Source organism: Clostridium thermosuccinogenes, assembly GCF_002896855.1.
GTDB lineage: Bacteria > Bacillota > Clostridia > Acetivibrionales > DSM-5807 > Pseudoclostridium > Pseudoclostridium thermosuccinogenes.
This window is the reverse complement of sequence record NZ_CP021850.1, coordinates 3,007,181-3,029,560: the sequence shown is the minus strand read 5'-3', so window position 1 is coordinate 3,029,560 and position 22,380 is coordinate 3,007,181. Positions and strand designations below refer to the sequence as shown.

Here is a 22,380-nt window from a genome sequence, read left to right as displayed (position 1 = left end):
ATAATGATATGGATAATATCCTAATCGAATGACAAAGCCGGAGCTTCTATTGAATTATGTACATATTGATGAGGGCGTTCCACTAATAACTGATGGTATAGTAATTGAAATTAATCGGAAGCATTTAGAGCAAAATGTTACATTTATAGGATTTACAAGGAAGGCACTGATAGATTATGGGGATGGACTGGGAACTACTCCGGGTGTTGATGTATTAGGTAATCTAAAGGATGATTTGCATGCATTTAAAGATCGGGTAAAAGAAAGGGTAGCAGGTCCTGAAGAAGTCGGAGTTATATTACCTTGCTCTGAAAATGGGTTTTACAATTACTTCGCAGGATTACGTTCTGTTGTAAATGATTGCAAGGTACAAGGCAGGATTGATCAGTGGATACTTCCACGGGGTGAATACATTTTTGCACTATTGAAGCAGAGAATTTTGATGCATAGTTTCAAATGATTTATTTTTATTGAAACAGTATTGTTTTGTATTGATACATATAGTGTCGAATTGATGTTTCTGCCCCGGATAAATGTCCCGGAGTTGCTCAAGTTGCGTGACCGTTTGCACGTATGCTAATATCTTCCTGGAAGAAAAAAAGGAGGATATGATAAGAGCTTTGAATATATATGTTAAGTGTTCCAGCACCTAACCCTCAAAGCCCTTTAACACATTTGTAATATGATAATAGCATATCTGGGGCGGAATGTTAAGGAGTATCGCAGAAATTGTTTAAAATTTTTGGAAAGGCTGGAGTTGATATGCCCGAAATGCGGCGGGAAAACAACCTTTCATGACAGATATGCACGTCATGTGCATATGGGCGAGGAAATTGAATGGATTAACATATTCCGTGTAATCTGTAGCAAGTGTGGGAAGACACATGCAATCATACCGGATTTCATCAGGCCGTATAAGCATTACTCGGCTTGTGATAGCGAGCTGGTCCTTCGGGACCAGGAGGACGGTATACCTCTTGAGGAGATTGAGACTGCCGCCAGCATATCCACATTAAGGCGGTGGGTAGAAGAATTCAGGCAACGGGGGCGGCAAGCTGCAGGAGCATTAAGAGCTATACTGTACAGGTATTATGGCAAGTTTGTCAATGAGCTGGAGATGATAGAAACAAAGGTATTCCACATGATTGAGCGGCTGCTTGGGTTACTGCCGCAGATAGAAAGCAGCCATCTTGCCATAGGTGAAACGAATATGTGGCTAACAAATCATCTGGCAGGAGTATTTGTATAGAAAATTCCCACATAGTTTGCGTAGCTGTCCGGAGTTCCCTTCTGATAGGCTTTAGGAAAAAGCACAGGAGGGATCGAAATGATAAACAATGAAGTATTGGAAAAAGCATTAAAGAAACATGAGATCATATCGCCGCTATTGCAGCCGGATCTGGATGAGGCGGAAAAGCGGAGAATACGGCAGGAGATACTTGAGAGGGAAGGAATTTCGGAAAGGACACTTCGGAGGTATCTTGCAGCGTACCGGGAGAATGGTTACGAAGGGCTATTACCAAAGATACGAAAAGATACAGGGCAACAAAGAGCGATATCTCAGGAAATATTAGATCGGGCAATCGAAATAAAACAGGAACTGCCGGAGAGAAGTGTCAGGAGGATCATAAAGATCCTTGAAGGCGAAGGGATTGTCAAAAAAGGAAGTGTCTCCAGAAGCACCTTGTCCAGGCATCTTTTGAAGATGGGCTTTGGTGCAAAAGACTTCAGAAATGTTCGTATAGAAGGAACGACAGCCCGCCGGTTCGTCAAAAACGGAAGGAACACATTGTGGCAGGCAGATATCAAATACGGTCCGTACATACCGACTGCCGACGGCGGTAAGAAACGGACATACATGGTGGCATTTATTGACGATGCGACGAGGCTGGTGTGTCATGCAGAATTTTACGACAATCAGAGGCTTCCGATATTGGAAGACAGTTTTCGCAAGGCAATATTGAAATACGGCAAGCCGGAGGCAGTATACGTTGACAATGGCAAGGTATTTATCTCGAAATGGTTCAGAGTAGCATGTGCAAAGCTGGGAATCCGTCACATGAACACAAAGGCGTATTCTCCGGAGAGCAAAGGCAAGATTGAGAGGTTCAATGCCACAGTTGAAGAGTTTTTCCAGGAGATATCGCTGGAGAAAGCAAAAAGCCTGGAGGAACTTAACCGCAAATTTCGGGTATGGCTGGATGAAGGGTACAACGGGAAGCCTCATAGCAGTTTAAAAGGGGTTTCTCCATCGCAGGCGTATGCAAGTGATCCAAAGAAGGTGCGGTTTGCAACTCCTGAAGAATGCCGGGACGCATTTTTATGGGAAGATACAAGGAAAGTTGACAACACAGGCTGTTTCAAGCTGCAAGGGATAGAATATGAAGCCGGAATCGAATACATAGGCAAAAAAGTGGATGTGCGGTATGATCCTTTTGATATGAGCCTTCTGGAGATATGGTACAATGGTGAGCGCCGAAAGACAGCAACCCCGCTGAAGGTTGGGGAATACTGCTCAAAGGTTGAAAAAACACCAGCAACGAAATCGGCGACTCATTCACGGCTATTAAAAATATATGAGAGCGAGAATGAAAAGAGGCAAAAACGGCAGACCGGAGCATTAACCTTCAGGAGCATGAAGGGCGGTGACAGAAATGTTTGAGCAGTACTACAACTTTCTGCACACGCCGTTCACCCGGGATATACCGGAGAAGCATTTGTATAGCAATCCGGAGCTGGAAGAGGTCTGCAGCAGGCTTGAGTATGCGGCCCGGAACCGGTTGTTTGCAGTGATAACGGGAGATGTTGGTACAGGAAAGACCACAGCCATAAGGAAGTTTGTTGGGGCGCTGGACAGCAACCGGTACAAGGTAATGTACATAAGCGATTCGGCGTTGACACCGAGGAATTTTTACTGGGAAGTATTGAACCAGCTGGGATGTGAAGCGAAATTCTACAGGAGCGATGCAAAACGACAACTAACGAGAGAGATCAGCAACCTGATTGAAATACAGAGACGTATTCCTATAATCATCACAGATGAGGCACACCTACTTTCAAGGGAGATGCTGGAGGAAATCCGGTTTTTACTAAACTTCAGGATGGATTCGTATAACCCAATGAGTTTAATCCTGGTAGGCCAGAGTGAGTTGAAGGACATCCTGAAGAAGCAGATATATGAGGCAATATGCCAGCGAATAGATATCCGATATCATATGATGCCATATGATCGGCAAAGAACCGGTGAATACATAAGAAAGCACCTGGAGTATGCAGGAGAAAGCCGGGAGATATTTACGGATATGGCGGTAGACGAGATATATGAATATTCTCATGGAGTACCGCGAAAAATCAACCGGGCGTGTACAGCTTGCCTTTTACATGGGGCACAGGTACAGAAAAAAATCATAGACGATCATGTGGTAAGGCTTATTGTTGAGGAAGAATTGAACTGGTAGTTAATATGCCCTGTCCGTATACATCTGCGGACAGGGCTAATGAGCAAAACTAGCGGTCAAAAAGAATGAGCAGATTGCGGTCAAAGAGGCCGAACAGCGACAGAATTGATATTTCCGGTAAATTTTGAAGACAGTTATTTAATATCTATGATATTTTGTAAAAGAACAAAGAAAAACACTAGAAAAATCATGGCTATGTTTTGCCAAACAGAGAGGAGCACTGACATAAAAATATATATGGAGGGAGGATGCATAATGATTAAATTTTAGGAAATAAAGGTTAATGAGAATTTAACGGATATCGTGTTGTGCTTCGAAGGTAAAGAGACCAATAGAGTATGAAACGATATGAAAGGAAAGAGGTTTTGATATGAATAAAAGAATTGTAATTGTACCTGCTGTAGTAATTGCTTTTATTGCTATCATATTTGTATCGGTAAAAGTGATAAAAAAGGATGATAGAAAAGAAAATATAGAAAGAAATTACGGGATTTCCTACACTGAAGCAAAGATAACTTCAAATGGAGTTGAAGATACTAAGCCGGAAGATGCTGTTCCACAGAAGGAGCAATTACTTCAGAATCTTGAGGATAAGGGATACGATATTGAATACTATGATACAGTTTTTGATAGCGATATTTCTTGCTATAGAATTTATGCCACGAAAGACAATAAATTTATTGATATCTGCTATGATTTAACAGAGGAAAATGCTGAAAAAGCTTTTTATGAATATGAAAATAAATATGACGAGTATTACCTTATGGCAATGAACGGAACCTTTGTTTATTGTATCAGTGACAAAAAAGTATTTAAGGATGCAGGATTTAAAAGTCTTGCTAATAATGGAATACAATACATTAATCACGGGAAATGATTTATTTTTAGTAAGGATATTGATTTTCAAAACAAAGGAACTGGCAAAAAAGTATGGGAGTTCGTAGAGTATGAACTCCCTAAAACACTGTTATTAATAAGTTCCAGTGAATGCATGACATTAATAAAGTGCATCCGCGCCGAATGAAGACGGTGTATTTGATATGGCAGTCAATAGTTGGGGTGGGATGTTTACAGCTATTTGTTGATCACATCTTATAAATAATAGATATCAATAATTAACACTCAAGCTACATCGAAATGGTTTGCTTGATACCGAAATAAACAGTATTTGTAAATGAAATTTATCAATTAGACATAACCCTTGAGTGGTACCATACATTAAAGTACTTTCAACGATTTTTAAAGTGGAGGTAATTAAAAAATGAATCTTCATCATGAATATAACAGGATTAAGGAACGTATTGATGCTATAGATTTCAGCGCTTTGTGGGAGGGCTTTCATCCGTTCCGGTTTGCTCTGTATAATGAGACAGAGTGTTTCTTTGATGGCAAGTACATAGAAAAGACAGAAGAGTTCCATGCCAATACATCAATATTTTATAACGGAGAGAACATTGCTATATGGAAGCTTACGGAAGAACCCACGGACATCGATGCGTTAGCAGCATCAATTGTTCATGAAATGTTTCATGCATTTCAAAATGATTGTGGAGAAAAGAGATATCCGGATGAAAGACGCGCATTGCTTGAATATCATTATTCTACAGAAAATCTATCTGCAAAACTGCAGGAGGCAGAATTGATGCGCACGATTCTTGAAGGAAGTGAAAAGAAATTTTCAGAGCTGCTAAGTATACGGAAATTTCGGAAGAAGCTTTTTCCCAGACAGTATGATTACGAACCAAGAGTTGAGCAGATTGAAGGAACTGCTAATTATGTTGAGTTGCTTGCATTGATGCAGATTGCTCCTGAAAAGGGCAAGTTAAGGCTTATGAAAATGCTTAATGATATTACTAATGCTGGCAAATATTTTCCTATCCGAATCATTTCCTACACAATCGGTGCTGTATTTTTATGCTGTATTAAAAAATGCTCCTCGTTTGTATTCTCATGCTTTAGCGATAGACCTTTTTCGGATGAAATACTGGATGATGTTCTTGTTACGTCTTCTGAAATAATAATCAATCCTGAAATAGGTATGCATCTAACTGCCTATAACGAAGAAACAGAGAGATTAATTAATGCAGCTCTTAATAAAGGAGAAGTTTGTCTTAAGGGTAATTATCCGCTGGTCAGTTTGAATATCTGGGATGCGCGATGGAATGGAAAATATGCAATTTCAAACCATTTTGTAGTTTATCTGGATGGAGAACAGCCAAAGATTCTAAATGGTAATTTTGTTGTAGAAATTGATAATGATTTGAACATAATGACGGTTTACAGGCAATGAAGGCACTATCTGAAAAATGAAGAACTTTTACGGATATCGTTCTGACTCATCGCATAGGGATGGCGGTAGGAATATTTCAGGTATTGGGTTGAAAGAGATGGGAGAAATAGTATGGAACGTGCTGCATAAATATCTCAGGTTGTCTACTCAATCTGAAGTGCCAAAATTCCACAATATTTTTGTGTACATATACATACTGAGATGTAAGGGCGATGATAAGTATGAAAAAAATTTTTAATAGCACTTGTGAAAATTATAGGTGGGTGGCTATATTTTAACCCTCCTGAATAGGATAGATGATATGTTTTCTTGAATTGTGGCTAATTCAAATATGACTGGAAAATTCATTGATATGTTGCCGTGAATAGATACTATAATAGATTACCATCAGACATCAATTCCATCAGCTCAAGCCATATCGAAACCTTGGTGTTGACGGTAAGGGTGAAAAAGTCAGAACGCAAAAGGTGGTTTGAATACGTTTGTGTAGTAAAAAAAGTTCATATATTGTGTAAAAAAAATAATGAGTTAATATCAACTGCGTGTTGATAATTATATAGCAACCCTAAACTAACAATCCATTGTTTTCTTCTGAAATAATTGTAAAAATAATAAAAAAAGACCAGCTAATTAAAGTCAAGAGCTTTTTTTGAAAAATAAAAGAATTTTTCAAAAAACACATGAGCTAAAAAAGGCATGACAACAAGACCACCCAGGTGAAGTAGACATAAAATAGCTGGTCCAAAATAGTAAGTTGCTCTTTGAAAACTAAACATCAAGTAACAGTACTATTAAGCTGCTGTATGCTTTGCTGCAAGATTCTTCGCATGTTCCTGAGGGCTACGTAGCTGATAAGGCTTTCTATCCCTAAGAACAGCAAAAATATAATTAACAAGCTTACGCATAACAGCTCCTAAGGCCACTTTTTTAGGCTTGTTCTGGCATTTGTTTTTGTAATATTCCATCAGTACAGGGTTGCAAGCTGTTTTGTCACGCTTAGTGCGGATATTAGCAAGAGCAATTGTGAAAAGTACCCTGCGAAGCAGCCTTGACCCCCTTTTTGACATCTTGTTTTGTGTGCCGGTAAACTCTCCGGACTGCATTACAGAGGGGTCAATGCCGAAATAAGCAACTAGCTTGCCTGGCTTTGAAAAAGCTGAAAAGTCGCCAATTTCAGCCAGAATGGTAACAGCAGAGATAAGTCCTATACCTGGAATGCTTTGTAGAAGCTCGAGAGTCAGTGCCAGCATGGGTATGTCCTTTGCCATATCTTCAGCAATCAATGAACGAATGGCTTTGAGGACTTTCTCAAGGTTTTCCTCCAAGGTTTTAATCATAGAGATATACACCCCAAGCATGGCAATATTTGAAGAGTTATTAATGCTCAAAGGTGCAAATTCTCTGGCCTTGGAGACCAAAAGCTCATACTTTGCAGTTGACCACTTAAGGCTTCTGCGGGAATTCTTTTGTATCAGTGCAATCAACTTGTTTCTGTTGGCTTTAAGAATATGCACAGGCGTAGGATATTTTTCTAATACTGCGAGAGCAGCCTTTGAAAAGATGTTAGGGAATACATCCTTGAAGTTTAGCATGAGTTGGTCAACAATACCTGTAAGCCTGTTTTTGTAGGCAGTAAGTTCGTCAGAGAGCTTGTAGTACTGTCGGCAAAGGCTTCGCAGACATTCAATATCTTCATCTGGGATATTAGTAGTTTTAAGCTCCTGAAATCTGTATAGCAGGGCAATTTTCCGGGCATCAACTTTATCATTTTTCACTTTCCTGATTCCAATATTTTTGATAGAATCAGTTTGGATGGGGTTTATGATGGAAACCTCAAATCCAGCTTTACAAAGTGAATGGAAAAGGATTTTGTGATAGTGCCCGGTGGATTCCATGACGACGAAAGGCCTAGAATCAAAGTCCTTTTCCGTTTTTTTCAGTAATTTAACGGCTCTTTCAACGTCAGAACTGGAATCATGGCGGATCTTCATGCGGGCAATTACTTCATTGGATGGAGAAAGAATTGCCATCTCACTAAAGAATTTACCTACATCGATTCCTGCCATAGGTCTGAAATTCATAAAAAATGCCTCCTTTACAAGATGAATGGACTTAAAAGTCTCCATTCCTTCCCATGTAAGCAAACAACCTTGCATGTGACACGAGGAACCAGCTTTAAGCTGGCCTCAACCAGCCAAATCATGTAGACTTACCGGAATGGATAAATACTCTTTTTTACGGGTAATCGGCCCGCTAAGGTCCGTCCCAGGAGGTGAAACACACACCTTCCAAGTCCGGAAAATATTATACATGATTGTCAAAGTTCAGGCCAACAGATGCTGGCATAATGGCTAAGATGTGAAGCCGGATGATGTGCTTGATGTTTGGAAAAGTATGAAGCTTAAAATGTTATGTTAACTATAAAAATTGATGGGTCAAACAGTGGCTTTGGTCACTGATTTAATACAATATTAATTGTACAAGGAGGAATACAATAATTAACAAAATTGATGTAGGTAAAAGAATCAGCAGACTGCGTAAAAATTTAGGCTATTCACAGGCGGAATTTGCTGAAATACTAGGTGTAAGTACACAAGCAGTGTCAAAATGGGAAACAGGCCTTACATTACCAGACATTGAAGTTCTGTTGAATATATCATGGATATGCAAAACCTCCATCAACAATATTTTAGAAAGCGATGACTTTATTGAGTATGATGCTGATATTGACAGAAGTCTTTTGAGATTAAACAAGTTTTTAATATGTCCTGAATGTAAAAAAATGCTTAAGTTGAATACACAAAATCTGAAAACACTTTTCTTTGAATGTGAAAACAAACATCGGTACTATGTTATTGATGGGGTAGTTGATTTCAAGACAAGGGAGATTTCAGGCGAGCAATGGTCTCTGAGTTATCGGAATTATGATGAATACCTGCATGAGCATCATTGTCATGGGAATCCAAATAATAAAAGGGGTCTGGATCGTGACGATGCTATATGGAAAGAGATTGAAAAGCTTCGTCCCAGACTTATGTTAGATATGGCCTGTGGGACGGGACAAGGAATAAAGCAACAAATAAAAAGGATAAACTGGCCAACAACAGTAATTATGGTAGACATAAGTCACCGGATTTTAAAATGGAATAAGGCTTATTACTCAACTGAATGGAAAAATCCTTATGTTGAAATGGTCTATCTTGCTTGTGATGGGGCAAATTTGCCTATACTAAGTGATTCAGTTGATGTTGTATTTTCCTATGCCGGTTATGAGAGTATGCAGACTAAAATGCTGGATGGTTTTAGGGAAGCATTCAGAGTGTTAAAAAATGGTGGTCATACAATCTATACAAAATCTGCTGTGGAAGATCATGAGAGCGAAAACTCTGTAAGCGTCAAATAGCCCCCACCTTTGATTTAGCAGGGGCATAATATATATTATTTATTGGGCACTTTGCAATGACCCGGAAGATTTGCTGACCATGGCAACAAGGTGTCTAATGCATGTTGATCCTTGATATTTATATTCGGTAGACGTTCAAAGAGATAAGTAAGATATTCAAACGGGTTCAACCCATTCTCTTTTGCCGTCTCCACAATACTGTAAATTGTTGCGCTGGCATTGGCTCCTTTAGGCGTGTTGCTAAACAGCCAATTCTTCCTCCCGATTACAAAAGGCTTTATCGACCGTTCACTTCGGTTGTTATCAATCTCTAGCCTGCCGTCCAGCATAAAGGCCTCCAGCTTGTCCCACTGGTTCCGGCAGTATTGGATTGCTTTTCCTAATGAACTTTTGGGAGTTACTCTTGGACTCCAGTATTTGAGCCATTCCTTGAATTTATCAAGCACTGGTCGGCTGTGTTTCAATCGGCCCTCATATCTTTCTTCCGGTGTAACATCATGAAGCATTTTTTCTATCTCAAACAAGTTATTGCAAAATGCCAAACCTTCTTCTGTTACTGTGGGCTTGTCATCTTTTTTTGGAGGCATGGCTTTTAAGGCGTCGACAAAATAACGCCTTGCATGTGCCCAGCAACCAACCTGGATGATTCCGGGCATGCCACTATAACCATCATACCCATCCGTATGAAGGTAACCTTTGAATCCTTCAAGAAATTTTTTAGGATGTTTGCCAGCCCTGGTAGTTTGGTAGTCATAAAGAATAATCGGAGGCCCTTCCCGGCCGGTCCGGTATAGCCACATGTAGGAGGTTGAATCTGCGGCTCGCCCGGGTTCCTTGAGTACTTGGAGGGTAGTATCATCGGAATGGAGGATGTCCCTTTGCTGCAAGTGTTCCCGCATTCGTTCATATATCGGCCGCAGCCACCTGTCGGAGCTTTGTATCATCCAGTTCGCCATGGTTTGCCTGGATATTTCAATCCCCATCCTCTCCCAGTCCTGCTCTTGACGATAAAGAGGAAGCCCTTTTACAAATTTCTCCGTCATTACATGAGCTATGGCGGATGCCGAAGCCAGGCTTCCAGGAAGTGCCGGCTTTGGCATTGGGGCTGTTACTATCGGTGTAGATATTTCATTCTTCTCGCAATTACGGCAGCCATATACATACTGCACATGTTCCTTTACACGCACCTGAGCCGGAATAATTTCTATTTCCCGCCTTACTTCCTTGCTCATTTCATGCAGTTTGCCGCCACAGCAATCACAAACCTGCTCTTCTTCAGGCAAGCGATACTCTATGGTCTCTACAGGAATGTCTTTAAGCATTTCTTCTCTGTGCCCCTGCTTTTTACGACGTTTATATGTAATTTCCTCTAATGTTGGTTCGGGAACTGCAGGCTTGGCTTCTGATTCCGCCTCGTTGAAAAGATTTAGCTGTTCAGGGACTTCCGTCTTTTCACTTGAACGCCCAAAAAGCTTATGCTGATGCAGCCGGAATTGTTCTTCAAACCATTTGAGTTTTGCTTCAAGCTCGGCTTTTTCCTGCTTCAATATTTCAATTTCTGTTTGGAGTTTTTCTATTGTAACCGTTGATTTCACTGTGTTTTCCATAATTTTATTATATCATTTTTCTACGGTTTTTTCCAGGAAAATGATAAAAAATATAAATATTTTTGTCTTGAAAGTATTCATATTACTGCACTTACTGTCACTTTTTTGTGTGCCTGCTTCTGCTCCAAGGATAGTCCATCCAGCAGCCAACCCAGTTCACGGACACCAACCTTCATTGGAGTGCCGCAACTTTCTTTAGGCCATTGGAATTTGCCTTTTTCAAGCCTCCGGTAATATAGCCAGAAACCATTATGTTCCCATTGGAGGATTTTAAGCTTATCACGTTTTTTATTGCAGAACACAAATAGACAAGACGAGAAGGGGTCTAATGCGAAGCTTTGCTGGACGATGGCAGCCAGGCCATCGATAGACTTACGCATGTCGGTACTTCCACAGGCAAGGTAGACCTTGTCGGTGCCGGCTATGCTCAGCATAATTCCCTCAGCACCATTAGCACATCCAACAGATGCTTCTGGTCAAAGCCTGGTTTGACTTGAACTTCAGCTGGGCCAAATTTGATTTCGATTGATTGGCCTTTGCCTGTATGCTCTTTATGATCTACTTCTACCGGAATCCATTTGGGAGATTCTGATTGTATGATTCCGTTTTGTCTTTCTTTTCTCAACCAGTAGCTTAACTGACGAAGACTTATCCCCGCGGATTTGCAAAATGAAGTTTGCGTCTGTCCGCTGGATTTGTACTCTGCAATTATGGATGCCCATTTTTGATAAAGATCTGCTTTGGTCATAAAGTTATACCTCCAGTATATTTTCTGGAGAGATTATCTCATAAGCCTGTTTGCATTTAAATGTGGGTATTATTTACCGCTTACAAAACTCTAAAAAGTGGATTAATTTATTACTATCCGATTTGAATTATGAAGAAAAAACTTGGGTGGAAAAAGAGCTGATAGATATTAATCAATGGCTTAAAATCTGTAAAAATACAGGATTTGTTGATAATTATTGTACAAAAATTTGTGGTGAATTTCTAGCGCCACACATAGATAAGTTTCCTTTTGAAAACGAAATTGCACAATGGATGGCTGAATATGTTTTTACTTCCAGGAAACCTTGACATGTAATATAAAAATATGAATAAAAACTGTACCTGTCTCCAACTTGTCTACGTTCAGCTAATTGATGTACATCACTAAAATACCGGGTTGTCAGTCAAAGAAAGACTAAAGCATACATACTACACAGGTGCGTTTCCTAGAACGAGACATGTGGAGACGGTGGTATTGATGTCAAGGATGGGAAATAGAAGGATTGAAATAGACTGTAAATAAGAAAATTTTGAACATCTCCCGGTTGATCTATTTGAGAAGATAATGTCTTAAAACCCTTATTTTTTATTTTCTGCGGTAACATGCCGACTACTTAAAAAATGATAGGATTGAGTTTACAGTTAAGATAAAGGGTATTTTTGCTAGAGGTTGAGGAGACAGGATAGATGTATAAAGAAATCTATTCACTATTCGTAAAAAAAAATTAACAGGATTAGAAATTGTGTTTCGGACAAAACATCGTATTTTAAAACATGATTTTTGAATGCAAATATCATATATTATAGTCTGTAAGGAGATGGATGGAATGAACTGGATACAATGCTTGTCTAAAAGTATTCAATACATTGAAGAACATATAACTGACAGGATAAGAATAGACGAAATCGCAAATCAAGCCTATACCTCAAGCTCACATTTTCAGTTGCTTTTTCATCTTGTATTTGGTATAACTGTAGGCGAATATATCAGAAATCGTCGGTTGACTTTAGCAGCGCTTGAACTGCTGAAACCAGGAAGAAAAATAATCGATGTCGCAATGCAATATCAGTACGATACTCAGGAAAGCTTTTCAAAAGCGTTTGCACGGTTTCATGGTTTCCCGCCATCAAAGGTGCAAGCTGATAAAATCAGAATGTTCCATCCTCTGAAAATAAATATAACCGTACAAGGAGGTTTTGATATGTCCCGTTCATTAGTTGATGAATTTTATTGGAGTGATTTTATAAATCAAAAAGACGAATTGTTGTCTGACATTGATAAGTATCAAAGAATTGTAAACTGGGCGATTGAGGCAAGAGTACATAATCCGAATGTTTTTGATGCTCTGACCGAATGGATTCTTGACGATTCTGAATGGACGGATGATAAGCTTGTGGAGAATGAGCAAATCTTTATGCAGGGAATACTTGCACGATTCAGGGGTCAGAATGCACAACTCAGGGCATATTTGAAAGAAATTGAGTCTTCCGGGATAGTAAATGGAGCTGTTTTCAATGCGTTAGACAGATTCGATAACGAATTGTCGGGCAAAACTGAATATAATGATCTTCGAAATGTGATAACAAAAATGTTTACTGATTTCTCTGTCATGCGTGATCGTAAGATACGTGAGCAAATTGCAGGAGGTAAAACAGGTCCAACAGGAACAGACAGCGTTGATATTTTCGGTTATGTAAATTTGTTAAAAGATTGCGATGCAAGAGTACAATGGACACTTTTTATGCCTGATATGGTTGAAAAGCAAAAGAAAGATTTTAAGATTGAGAAATTTGAATATATGAAAATGCCCGCAATGCGGTTTATAGGGAAAGAAAGCTGTGAAGGTGACGGGCTGGATACTGTAGAGGGCCTTAAGAATCTTTTTAGTATACTGGATACCATGAGTGAATACAAATCAGGTTTTGACTATGATGTATTATTTCAGCACCATTATGGCAGAGGAGTAGATGTTGAACGATGGCACGGCTTCTGGGGGCGTTTTATGAAGGCTGACACTCCTGTACCTGAAGGTTTTGTTTACTTTGATTTTACACCGCAAAGAACTGAAAGCAATTTTGTCGCAGGACCGCCATACATTTCACAGTTTGCATTTGCTGTTTTTTCGGGTAATATAGAAGCAATGCATGAAAAAGAAGGATATGACTGTGATGCCATGTATGATATCACTCGAAACATTATACTTGGTCAGGATGTGAACATTCCGTATCCGGATAAATACTGGACAGCGGAAGTATTTCTTGATGGGTACGATAATTACAGCACCGCTTATATGTTTAGTGTCGAGCTGTAAAAAGCATGATAGATGCATTCTCATAACATGTGGAGACGATAGTATGATGTCAAGAAAGGAAAATAAAAAGCTCAGAAAGCTTATAAATCAAGGGCTTCCGGACATTGCTTTTTCTCCTGGCAGTTTTGCCTAAGGAGATAGTGTCAGGAGGCCCTTATTTTTATTGTCATTGAAACATATCAACTGTGCTGAAAGAGATAGGTTGAGATAACAGATTATATAGCGCTTATTAAATACCATATTATGCCAAAACGTTGCAGGCGACTTCAATTGCCTTAACTATATTTTCAAGGGACATGCTGGGTTTTTCAGGCTTGTCAACCACTTGCTCAGGCATGAAAGGAACGTGAATAAAGCCGGCTTTTATATTTAGATTCTCCTTATGCAACTTATAAAGAACTCCATACATTACATGATTGCACACATAGGTTCCTGCAGTGTTTGAAATCCTGGCAGGAATCCCAGCTTTCTTTATTGCTTCCACCATGTTCTTGATGGGAAGGTTTGAAAAGTAAGCATTCTCACCATCTTCAAAGATAGGCTGGTCTATAGGTAAATTGCCATCATTATCAGCTATTGATGCATCATCAACATTGATAGCAACTCTTTCTATGGATATACAGGCCCGTCCACCCGCCTGACCTAAAGAAATGACTGCATCGGGTTTATACTCATCTATATACTGCCAAACCTTCTCGATAGATTTATAAAAAATTGTCGGCAGTTCCAATTTTAGTATCTGAAAATTACCGATCTTATCTGGCAATAGCTTCATAGCTTCCAAAGCAGGGTTGACTTTTTCTCCGCCAAATGGCTCAAATGCTGTTATTAATATCTTCATTATCTATTACATCTCCTTTTACACTCTCGCTTTTTAGGTCAGTACTCTTGCTTTTTACAATATATAAAGTTCCATATAAATCTCGGCCTATGATGCGTAAAATTTTGCCACCTTATTGTATTCCTTCATAATACTTTCCAAAATATCCACATGCTTAAAGTCATTGTGATATAGAATATTGATTTCACGAATCATGCTGAGATTCTCTATCGGTAATACAGTAATCTTCCGTTTCTTTATTTCGTCAAGACATGCGCTACGAGCAAGGATAGAAACCCCTATGTCACGCCGTATTAGATCTTTAATTGTAGCGATATTGTCAACTTCTAAAATGACATTAAAATCATTAAGCGACATGTTGTTACTTTCCAAATGAGCGGCAAACAAGTTTCTTGTCCCTGACGATGGTCTGCGAAGGATTAAAGGCTGTTTTTTTAGTTCGTTTATGGTCACCATACTTTTTTTGGCCAAAGGGTTATTGTTGGACACTACCAACATTAATGAATCTGTGTCAAGCAGAAGTGAATTAATGCTGGAATCTTGAATTTTTCCTTCAACGACAGCTAAATCTATCTCGTAATTTTTAAGCATACTATAAAGATTATTTATAGAATCAGAAATTATTGTTATGGTTGTGCCCGGATTTTTGGAACTGTACCTTCCCAATACTTCTGCTACAGCATTACTTTCAGCAGTGTGAGTAATTCCAACCGTAAGCCGTCTTACATGGCGTTGTATATCCAGAATATTCTGCTTCATCCTCTCGTATAAGGCAATATTTCTACGGGCATATTGAATAACGACATTTCCTTCATTTGTCGGAATAATCTCTTTTCCAACACGTCTGAAAATTTTGATATTCAGTTCCTTCTCCAATTGTTTTATATGTTGAGTTATGGCCGGCTGTGTCAAAGAAAGATGTTCTGCCGCACGTGTATAACTGTTAAATTCAACTACTGCTAATAAGGTATAAAGTCTGACGTCAATCATATTGTCCATCTCCAATTATAACATTTCCTTATAATATATTAAAATATTATAAATTTACTTTATGAAATCCACGAGTATAATGATATCATAAATCAGGAAAGGAGGCAATGATAGTGAAGCCAAAACTTGTATTTGTATGGCATGTTCTTATTTTCAATTTAATTAAACCACTACCTAATTCTTCACATTATTTTAATCAGCACTTTCAGTTGTCAACACAAAATTTGTCCGATCATGATTCGCATTACAAAAGAATTGTTAAATTCGGAAAGGAACAGTCAGGATGGATAGGAGTTCTCTTAGCAAATATTGCACTTATGTTTTTCTGTCTACCAATTTGTTTTTCAGCAGATTTGGTAATTCATAGCGTACATCTGCTTTCAATAAAAATAACAATTAGTGCAATCCTTGTCCTGATTATGTTGGGGAAATTTGATATGCTTCGCTTTCGTGACGACCGAAGTTTGTTAAAACTCTTTTATCTTTTTAACTGTTTGGTCTCATCAGCATATTGGACTTTAACATGCTTGTTTTTAGCCGCATTTGAAAATATAGTGCTGTAAAGGAGCGTTAATTAATGGGTAACTTTTTAAATCATTTGAATTACACAACTATTGTTCTTTTATCTTTATCAGTAATTTTGCTTGCCGGATTTTTACTTACTCGTATTACCAAGCTGGCAAAACTGCCTAATGTAACTGGTTATATTATTTCCGGTATCCTGATAGGGCCATATGTTCTGAATTTGATTCCACGTGAAATGGTTGACAACATGGGGTTTATCAGCGACATCGCTTTAGCTTTCATTGCGTTTGGCGTCGGACGCTTTTTCAAGAAAGAAAATTTTCAAGAAACGGGATTTGGTGTTATTGTGATTACTTTATTTGAATCTTTGTTAGCTGGGTTATTTGTAACTTTTTCTGTACATTACATATTTCATTTGAGTTGGAGTTTTTGTCTGCTTTTGGGAGCAATTGCAACGGCGACTGCACCGGCAAGCACAATGGTCACAATTCGGCAGTATCATGCACGTGGTAATTTTGTGAATACTTTATTGCAGGTAGTCGTATTTGACGATGCTATATGTCTTATTGCTTTCAGCATAGCTTCCGCTTTTGTCAATGCTAATGTCGGAGCAAATATTTCTACTTCTGAAATCATTATGCCCATAGTATATAATATTGGTGCTTTGGTAATCGGGCTTGTGAGCGGAGCAATCCTAAGCAAGCTAATGACTCCAAAACGGAGCGAGGATAATCGACTAATATTAACTATATCACTTCTTCTTGGAATTGCAGGTTTATGCGCTGCGGTGGATATTTCTCCCTTACTTTCTTGTATGCTGTTTGGCACCACCTATATCAACATGACTAAAGACAAGGAATTATATAAACAGGTTGATAGGTTCACTCCACCTATTATGTCAATATTCTTTGTCGTATCAGGCATGAATTTGGATATCAGCTCATTCAGTACCATGGGAGTAATAGGCATATCCTATTTTTTAATACGGATTGCAGGAAAATATTTAGGTGCTTACTTGGGATGCATCATAGCAAAAACCACAAAGGAAGTAAAGAATTATTTAGGATTAGCTTTGATTCCTCAAGCAGGGGTAGCTATTGGACTCGCTTTTTTGGGCAAAAGAATTTTATCCGCTTCTATGGGAAATATGCTTCTGACAATTATTTTGTCATCTTCGGTATTGTATGAGTTAATCGGTCCTGTATGCGCAAAGATTGCCTTGATCCGTTCCGGAGCAATAAAAATGGATAAGACGGCTCCTGAAAAAGAGAAAGTTGAACAAAGCATGGAAAAACCTCAGGAAGTCAGAGCATGTTGAAAATAAGCTCAAAATAAGCTCAATGAAATAACTAAAAAAGAGCAACTGCATGCCATTCTCCTTAGCGTATTTACTTAATACTTTTTTCTGATTTTTGTTTGTATTAGATTTGTTATTGTGAGGTTGGAACATAAGGTTATATGAGATTAATGTGCAGAAATGGAGTGTGTGGTATTGATGTGTGCGTCCAGCGAAGCTGGCAAATGCTAACAGGTGAAAGCCCTGCAGTGGTAGAGATAGGGCAGCCACATAGTCAGTAACCGGCGTATGAAGTAATGGAATTAATATTGAGGAAATCTCTTTGCGCTCATTAAGAAATAACATAGGCATTGTTCAACAAGATGCTTTATTATTCGATGGCACCATTCGTTAAAATTTAGAATCGCCTCTAAATGTGCGAAAAATTCTTGACACCGCCATGTTTTTGAACTTGACTTAGATACCGTTGTGAATATATAATGTTAAAAAATGCAAATTCTATGAAGAGGGAAGTATCCTTATAAGATTTCTGGCAGCGAGCAGGAGTATGGTGGGAGTCCTGTAAGATATTATTTGGAGAAAAGGGCCTCGGAGAAGCTACCCGAGCATTATGTGTAAGGGTGTGACGTTGACTGCGTTAAAGTTATGAGTGGATTGTGATTACAATCAACTAGAGTGGTACCGCGGGATTTAACCGTCTCTTATCTGATAAGAGACGGTTTTTTTTATAGTATTTTGCATGGAGGTAATGTTTTATGAAAACATTGGTTGAGCTTATTACTGATGTAGTAAAGAGTGCATTTGCTCAGTGCAACTATTCTCCGGAATATGGGCTGGTTACGTTGTCAAATAGACCGGATTTATGCCAATTTCAATGTAATGGTGCTCTGATAGCTGCTAAGAAGTATGGAAAAACTCCTATCGCCATTGCTACTGAAATAACAGACATATTAAAAAACATCCTGATTTTAAGGAAGTATCATGTGTTATGCCTGGATTTATTAACATAACGCTGGAGGATCACTTTATTGTCAGCTATTTAAACGCCATGAGCGAGGCTGACAAGTTCGGCTGTGAAGAAATTGGAGCTAGCAAAACAATTATTGTGGATTATGGTGGTCCCAATGTCGCAAAGCCACTTCATGTAGAACATTTGAGAACAGCAATTATTGGTGAGAGCATTAAACGTATTGGTAGGTTTTTAGGGTATAAAATGTTAGGAGATGTTCATTTGGGTGATTGGGGCTTGCAAATAGGCTTGATAATTGCAGAATTAAAACGTCGTAGCCCTGATTTAATCTATTTCGATGAGAGCTATAAAGGCGAATACCCGATGGAAGCTCCCTTTAATATAACTGAACTTGAAGAAATTTATTACTACTATGTTAAGTACGCAGAGGCAGGAAAAGAATCCTCCTCTGTCTGGGTTGTGAAACCCACAAAATATAAAACGCATTAAGTTTATCAAGTATGCGCTTCCTTACAGAAGACATACTTTCAAGTAAATAGTGCTTCAGGGGAAAAAACTTCCCTGATGCTGAAAGACGGTGATGTAACACAAGGTCTGTCTACCAAAACTTCATATTGCTTGATTGACTCGTTCTTAACCCGCCGTTGCAAGGTAAGCCAGGAGTATGCCAGCATTACCATGACAAAATGTCTGTGAAAACCGTGCCACATGCGACCTTCGTACTGGTCAAGCCCAAGTTCGTCCTTCGCATCCTGATAGAACCTGTCGATGGTATACCTTCTGTGGACGTATTCTACAATCCTAACATCCGGAGTATCTATCGGAAGGTTGCTGAAGTAATACTTGGTGTCACCAGCCTCCCCGGGAACCGGTCGTTCAAACACAAGCCACCCTGGTTTCCCAAGCTTAGTCTGTGTGGACCAACAAACCCTGATGAAGGCAAACTGTTTTTTTAGTTCTCCCTTGCTGCCATCCCTCCAGGAGATTACTTTCCAGTAATCTTGAGGTATTTTGTCAATAAGCCAGTCAACCCGGTATTGAGGTGGTAGCGGAATAGACTCAGGCTTGGTTCTTGGACGACCAGTCCGATTGGTTTGTGCTTTAGCAGGAGGTACGAAAGTTTTAATATCCTGCTCAAACCGTACCGTAAAATCACAAGGCACAGACAACGCATAGGTTTCACCTCGGGCTTCAAGACCTTCAATGAAGGTGTTGTCCCGACCATAAAAGCTGTCACCCAGAATGATATTGTGCTTGATTCCCATACTATTGGCCTGGTCTAAAAGCTCCAAAGCAATTTGAGGCTTTGTTTTAAAAGTTATATTTTCAGGGACTTTTGCCTTCTTCAACCTCTCTGGATCGGAAGTCCAGTTCTCAGGCAAATAAAGCCTTGCATTGACCGGCCAAGTGTATTTGATATCGGAATACTGACAGCTCACAGCGATCTGGCAGTTACCTACTTTTCCAAGAGTGCCGGAATATTGGCGGGCTACTCCTACAGAGCAGTTACCTTTCTTCTCGAAACCAGTGTCATCAAAAACAAGGGCTCCGTCAGAAGAAACTGCGTTCTCCAGCAAATGCTCTACTCGCTGACGGTTTAGCTGCTCATAATCCCATGAGCTGTTTGTCAGGAAATCCTGCAAGGACTGGGCTGATGTGCCTTCCATGTATTCGGCCATCATTCCGCAGTTCTTGTAGGGAATATCGCTCAAAAGCCCGGTCATGTAGCGTTCTGCAGCATTCATCGTATCACTGCGGCGGAAAATGTTCTTGAACTTATCAAGGTACTTTTGTAGTTTTGGTAGTGCAAAAGGTGCTATTTTCTTTATTGTAGCGTTACTCATTTTTATGACCCCCTTGCCTCCTATTTTACATAGGTTTGAGGCCTATTTCATTGGAAATGCAAGGTAGGGGCTTTGGTAAATCAACATTGTAGTATTATCCTGCAGCGAGTAATTATGCCAAGAGCAACCCTGATTTTATGGAGGAGGCAAAACAAGCAACGTATTTGTTCCAAAATGGTCACCGGGGTTATGTAGCACTATGGCAGCATATTCTGAATGTGTCAATAGAGGACTTAAGGAAAAACTATGCAAACCTGAATGTATATTTTGATTTATGGAAGAAAGAAAGCGATGTCCAGCGTTACATTCCTAAAATGATAGAAGATTTGAAGAGTAAGGGTTTAGCATATCTTAGCCATGGAGCTCTTGTGGTGGATGTAAAAGATAATTCTGATACAATGGATGTACCTCCATGTATTTTAGTGAAATCTGATGGTGCAACCTTATATAGTACAACTGATTTGGCAACAATCGTTGAAAGGATTGAATTATATAATCCTGATGAGATTATATATATTGTTGATAAAAGACAGGAACTACACTTTGAACAGATATTCAGGTGTGCTAAGAAAGCAGATTTTGTTCCTCCGACTACCAAGCTGACTTTTCTAGGGTTTGGCACAATGAATGGTAATGACGGTAAACCATTTAAAACTCGTGATGGGGGAGTAATGCGTTTAGAATGCCTTATAAAGGAGGCAGTTGATAGGGTTTATCAAAGAGTTAAAGAAAATAAAGAGATACCACAGGACGAAGCAAAAGAAATCGCCAGAAAAGTGGGAATAGCAGCTATAAAATATAGTGATTTATCCAATCAGATTTCAAAAGATTATATATTTGATGTGGATAGGTTTACGGCTACAGAGGGAAATACGGGACCATATATTATATATACCATAGTAAGAATAAAATCTATACTCAATAAGTTTACGGAAGTTAATCCCGGGTATAGGGCGGAAACAGCTTCCTTGCAACTGCCTAACGGTGAAAGTGAGCGTAATTTGATGCTTAAAATAACTCAATTTAATAAAGTTATTGCAGACAGCTTCGCTGATTATTCTCCCCATAAAATTTGCCAGTTTGTTTTTGAATTGTCAAATGAATTTAACAGGTTTTATCATGAAACAAAAATTATTTCTGAGAAAGATACATTAAAGCAGAAATCATGGCTTAAGCTCATTTCGCTGACAAGAGATGTCTTAGTAACTTGTTTGGATTTATTGGGAATAGAAGGTAAGCGCTTAATATAAGTGCGCATAGAAGTTTATCCGTCCATATGAGATAATCCATCCAAAAGTTTTTAGACTTTTTCGAGTTTTTCGACTCTGACTAAAAAGTCTAGAATCTCTAAGGAGGCTATCTCAATATGGATAAAATCACAAATGCCAAAACTGAATTCCGACTCAAGCAGTGGAGCAAGATTATCCAAGCCTGCCAAACCAGTGGAATGACAGTTGTCAGTTGGTGCAGCCAGAACAATGTAAAAATTAAATCGTACTACTACTGGCTGCGAAGAATCCGCACCTTGGCGTGTGAGACCGGATCACTTGTACCTCAGAAACCGGAACAAGAAATTGTCCCAGTACCATTTCACCAGACAAAGGTATCTGCAGCAGTCACAATCCACTTGCCTTCTTTTTGTGTTGATATACATGACGGAACTTCCAGAGAAACCATCGAGGCAGTTCTGTCGGCATTGAAAAGCATATGTTAGGCGATATTACAAGGGCAGAAGATATCTACATTGTCTGCGGGTACTCAGACATGAGAAAGTCAATTGATGGATTAGCGGCTATTATCAAAGAGACATTTGGCATGGATCCCTTTTCTCCGAGCCTGTTCCTCTTCTGTGGGAGACGTCGTGATCGTCTCAAAGCTCTCTTCTGGGAAGGAGACGGTTTTGTACTGCTATATAAGCGTCTTGAGAATGGGAACTTTAAATGGCCCCGTACACCGGAGCAAGCAAGACGGCTTACCCAGCAGGAATTCCGGTGGCTGATGGAGGGTCTGACGATAGATCAACCCAAAGCAATACGAAAAGCAAGAACAGGCGAAATCTACTGATAAAAAAGTGC

Annotated in this window: 23 protein-coding genes, 1 pseudogene and 1 other annotated feature; of the genes and pseudogenes, 16 read left to right on the top strand and 8 right to left on the bottom strand. The window is 39.2% G+C overall.

Annotation, left to right across the window (positions count from 1 at the left end):
• Positions 1 to 28 precede the first annotated feature (28 nt).
• The 6 genes from CDO33_RS13260 to CDO33_RS13235 all read left to right on the top strand — a co-directional run bounded on the left by CDO33_RS13260 (position 29) and on the right by CDO33_RS13235 (position 5,748).
• Entirely contained in the window at positions 29 to 460 is a 432-nt protein-coding gene (locus CDO33_RS13260; RefSeq protein ID WP_103102792.1) for a hypothetical protein, read from the top strand.
• Between the two features lie 222 nt (positions 461 to 682).
• Positions 683 to 1,249 (top strand): DUF6431 domain-containing protein, encoded by a 567-nt coding sequence (locus CDO33_RS13255; protein WP_103083291.1) that lies wholly within the window; start codon positions 683 to 685, stop codon positions 1,247 to 1,249.
• Positions 1,250 to 1,327: 78 nt separating this feature from the next.
• On the top strand, positions 1,328 to 2,662 hold the full coding sequence (locus CDO33_RS13250) for a DDE-type integrase/transposase/recombinase (RefSeq protein WP_103083290.1): 1,335 nt from the start codon (positions 1,328 to 1,330) through the stop codon (positions 2,660 to 2,662).
• Positions 2,655 to 3,458: an ExeA family protein gene (locus CDO33_RS13245; protein WP_103083289.1), complete on the top strand. Its 804-nt coding sequence runs from the start codon at positions 2,655 to 2,657 to the stop codon at positions 3,456 to 3,458. Before CDO33_RS13250 ends, CDO33_RS13245 begins: the two co-directional genes overlap by 8 nt.
• A 370-nt stretch (positions 3,459 to 3,828) precedes the next feature.
• Positions 3,829 to 4,335, top strand: coding sequence for a hypothetical protein (locus tag CDO33_RS13240; RefSeq protein WP_103083297.1), 507 nt, complete (start codon positions 3,829 to 3,831; stop codon positions 4,333 to 4,335).
• 384 nt (positions 4,336 to 4,719) lie between these two features.
• A complete protein-coding gene (locus tag CDO33_RS13235) occupies positions 4,720 to 5,748 on the top strand; it encodes a hypothetical protein (protein WP_103083298.1) in 1,029 nt (342 codons plus the stop codon).
• Positions 5,749 to 6,374: 626 nt separating this feature from the next.
• On the opposite strand, the gene CDO33_RS20895 is transcribed toward CDO33_RS13235, so the two are convergent.
• Complete coding sequence (locus tag CDO33_RS20895) at positions 6,375 to 6,524, bottom strand: hypothetical protein (RefSeq protein ID WP_161496677.1); 150 nt, start codon at positions 6,522 to 6,524, stop codon at positions 6,375 to 6,377.
• 15 nt (positions 6,525 to 6,539) lie between these two features.
• On the bottom strand, positions 6,540 to 7,829 hold the full coding sequence (locus tag CDO33_RS13230; RefSeq protein WP_027621409.1) for an IS110 family RNA-guided transposase: 1,290 nt from the start codon (positions 7,827 to 7,829) through the stop codon (positions 6,540 to 6,542).
• Positions 7,830 to 8,218: 389 nt separating this feature from the next.
• Here CDO33_RS13230 and CDO33_RS13225 point away from each other — a divergent pair, with 389 nt between their 5' ends.
• The gene (locus CDO33_RS13225; protein ID WP_338053267.1) at positions 8,219 to 9,151 is read left to right on the top strand and encodes a helix-turn-helix domain-containing protein; all 933 of its coding nucleotides are present in this window, start codon (positions 8,219 to 8,221) and stop codon (positions 9,149 to 9,151) included.
• A 35-nt stretch (positions 9,152 to 9,186) separates the two neighbouring features.
• On the opposite strand, the gene tnpC is transcribed toward CDO33_RS13225, so the two are convergent.
• From tnpC to tnpA (CDO33_RS13210), 3 genes are all read right to left on the bottom strand, one after another.
• Positions 9,187 to 10,758 carry an IS66 family transposase gene (gene tnpC, locus CDO33_RS13220; RefSeq protein ID WP_103089411.1) on the bottom strand — a complete coding sequence of 524 codons (1,572 nt, stop codon included), beginning with the start codon at positions 10,756 to 10,758 and terminating at the stop codon, positions 9,187 to 9,189.
• A gap of 77 nt (positions 10,759 to 10,835) precedes the next feature.
• Complete coding sequence (gene tnpB / locus CDO33_RS13215) at positions 10,836 to 11,192, bottom strand: IS66 family insertion sequence element accessory protein TnpB (RefSeq protein WP_028992631.1); 357 nt, start codon at positions 11,190 to 11,192, stop codon at positions 10,836 to 10,838.
• Positions 11,186 to 11,506, bottom strand: a complete 321-nt coding sequence (gene tnpA, locus CDO33_RS13210; RefSeq protein ID WP_028992632.1) for an IS66 family insertion sequence element accessory protein TnpA — start codon at positions 11,504 to 11,506, stop codon at positions 11,186 to 11,188. The genes tnpB (CDO33_RS13215) and tnpA (CDO33_RS13210) overlap by 7 nt, the downstream gene beginning before the upstream one ends.
• Positions 11,507 to 11,568: 62 nt before the next feature.
• Between tnpA (CDO33_RS13210) and CDO33_RS13205 the strand changes: the two genes are divergently transcribed.
• Complete coding sequence (locus CDO33_RS13205) at positions 11,569 to 11,835, top strand: hypothetical protein (RefSeq protein WP_103083151.1); 267 nt, start codon at positions 11,569 to 11,571, stop codon at positions 11,833 to 11,835.
• Between the two features lie 518 nt (positions 11,836 to 12,353).
• A complete protein-coding gene (locus CDO33_RS13200) occupies positions 12,354 to 13,838 on the top strand; it encodes a helix-turn-helix transcriptional regulator (protein ID WP_161496610.1) in 1,485 nt (494 codons plus the stop codon).
• Between the two features lie 241 nt (positions 13,839 to 14,079).
• On the opposite strand, the gene pcp is transcribed toward CDO33_RS13200, so the two are convergent.
• Positions 14,080 to 14,679 carry a pyroglutamyl-peptidase I gene (pcp, locus tag CDO33_RS13195; protein ID WP_103083149.1) on the bottom strand — a complete coding sequence of 200 codons (600 nt, stop codon included), beginning with the start codon at positions 14,677 to 14,679 and terminating at the stop codon, positions 14,080 to 14,082.
• Between the two features lie 87 nt (positions 14,680 to 14,766).
• The gene (locus CDO33_RS13190; protein ID WP_103083148.1) at positions 14,767 to 15,669 is read right to left on the bottom strand and encodes a LysR family transcriptional regulator; all 903 of its coding nucleotides are present in this window, start codon (positions 15,667 to 15,669) and stop codon (positions 14,767 to 14,769) included.
• Positions 15,670 to 15,782: 113 nt separating this feature from the next.
• Here CDO33_RS13190 and CDO33_RS13185 point away from each other — a divergent pair, with 113 nt between their 5' ends.
• The 4 genes from CDO33_RS13185 to argS (CDO33_RS21595) all read left to right on the top strand — a co-directional run bounded on the left by CDO33_RS13185 (position 15,783) and on the right by argS (CDO33_RS21595) (position 18,950).
• Positions 15,783 to 16,232 carry a hypothetical protein gene (locus tag CDO33_RS13185; protein WP_103083147.1) on the top strand — a complete coding sequence of 150 codons (450 nt, stop codon included), beginning with the start codon at positions 15,783 to 15,785 and terminating at the stop codon, positions 16,230 to 16,232.
• Between the two features lie 14 nt (positions 16,233 to 16,246).
• Positions 16,247 to 17,512, top strand: a complete 1,266-nt coding sequence (locus CDO33_RS13180; RefSeq protein WP_103083146.1) for a cation:proton antiporter — start codon at positions 16,247 to 16,249, stop codon at positions 17,510 to 17,512.
• Between the two features lie 470 nt (positions 17,513 to 17,982).
• Positions 17,983 to 18,196: a binding site (T-box leader), on the top strand.
• Positions 18,197 to 18,246: 50 nt separating this feature from the next.
• The gene (locus CDO33_RS21600) at positions 18,247 to 18,501 is read left to right on the top strand and encodes a hypothetical protein (protein WP_338053227.1); all 255 of its coding nucleotides are present in this window, start codon (positions 18,247 to 18,249) and stop codon (positions 18,499 to 18,501) included.
• On the top strand, positions 18,480 to 18,950 hold the full coding sequence (argS, locus tag CDO33_RS21595) for an arginine--tRNA ligase domain-containing protein (protein ID WP_338053226.1): 471 nt from the start codon (positions 18,480 to 18,482) through the stop codon (positions 18,948 to 18,950). The genes CDO33_RS21600 and argS (CDO33_RS21595) overlap by 22 nt, the downstream gene beginning before the upstream one ends.
• A gap of 38 nt (positions 18,951 to 18,988) precedes the next feature.
• Here the strand turns inward: argS (CDO33_RS21595) and CDO33_RS13170 are convergent, their stop codons facing one another.
• Positions 18,989 to 20,305, bottom strand: coding sequence for an IS701 family transposase (locus CDO33_RS13170; protein ID WP_103083145.1), 1,317 nt, complete (start codon positions 20,303 to 20,305; stop codon positions 18,989 to 18,991).
• 113 nt (positions 20,306 to 20,418) lie between these two features.
• Here CDO33_RS13170 and argS (CDO33_RS13165) point away from each other — a divergent pair.
• The 3 genes and pseudogenes from argS (CDO33_RS13165) to tnpB (CDO33_RS13155) form a co-directional block, all read left to right on the top strand.
• A pseudogene (gene argS, locus CDO33_RS13165) lies at positions 20,419 to 21,555 on the top strand (arginine--tRNA ligase); the annotation flags it as partial.
• Between the two features lie 116 nt (positions 21,556 to 21,671).
• A complete protein-coding gene (gene tnpA, locus CDO33_RS13160; RefSeq protein WP_103083352.1) occupies positions 21,672 to 22,019 on the top strand; it encodes an IS66 family insertion sequence element accessory protein TnpA in 348 nt (115 codons plus the stop codon).
• Positions 22,013 to 22,369 (top strand): IS66 family insertion sequence element accessory protein TnpB, encoded by a 357-nt coding sequence (gene tnpB / locus CDO33_RS13155; RefSeq protein ID WP_103083353.1) that lies wholly within the window; start codon positions 22,013 to 22,015, stop codon positions 22,367 to 22,369. The genes tnpA (CDO33_RS13160) and tnpB (CDO33_RS13155) overlap by 7 nt, the downstream gene beginning before the upstream one ends.
• Positions 22,370 to 22,380 lie beyond the last annotated feature (11 nt).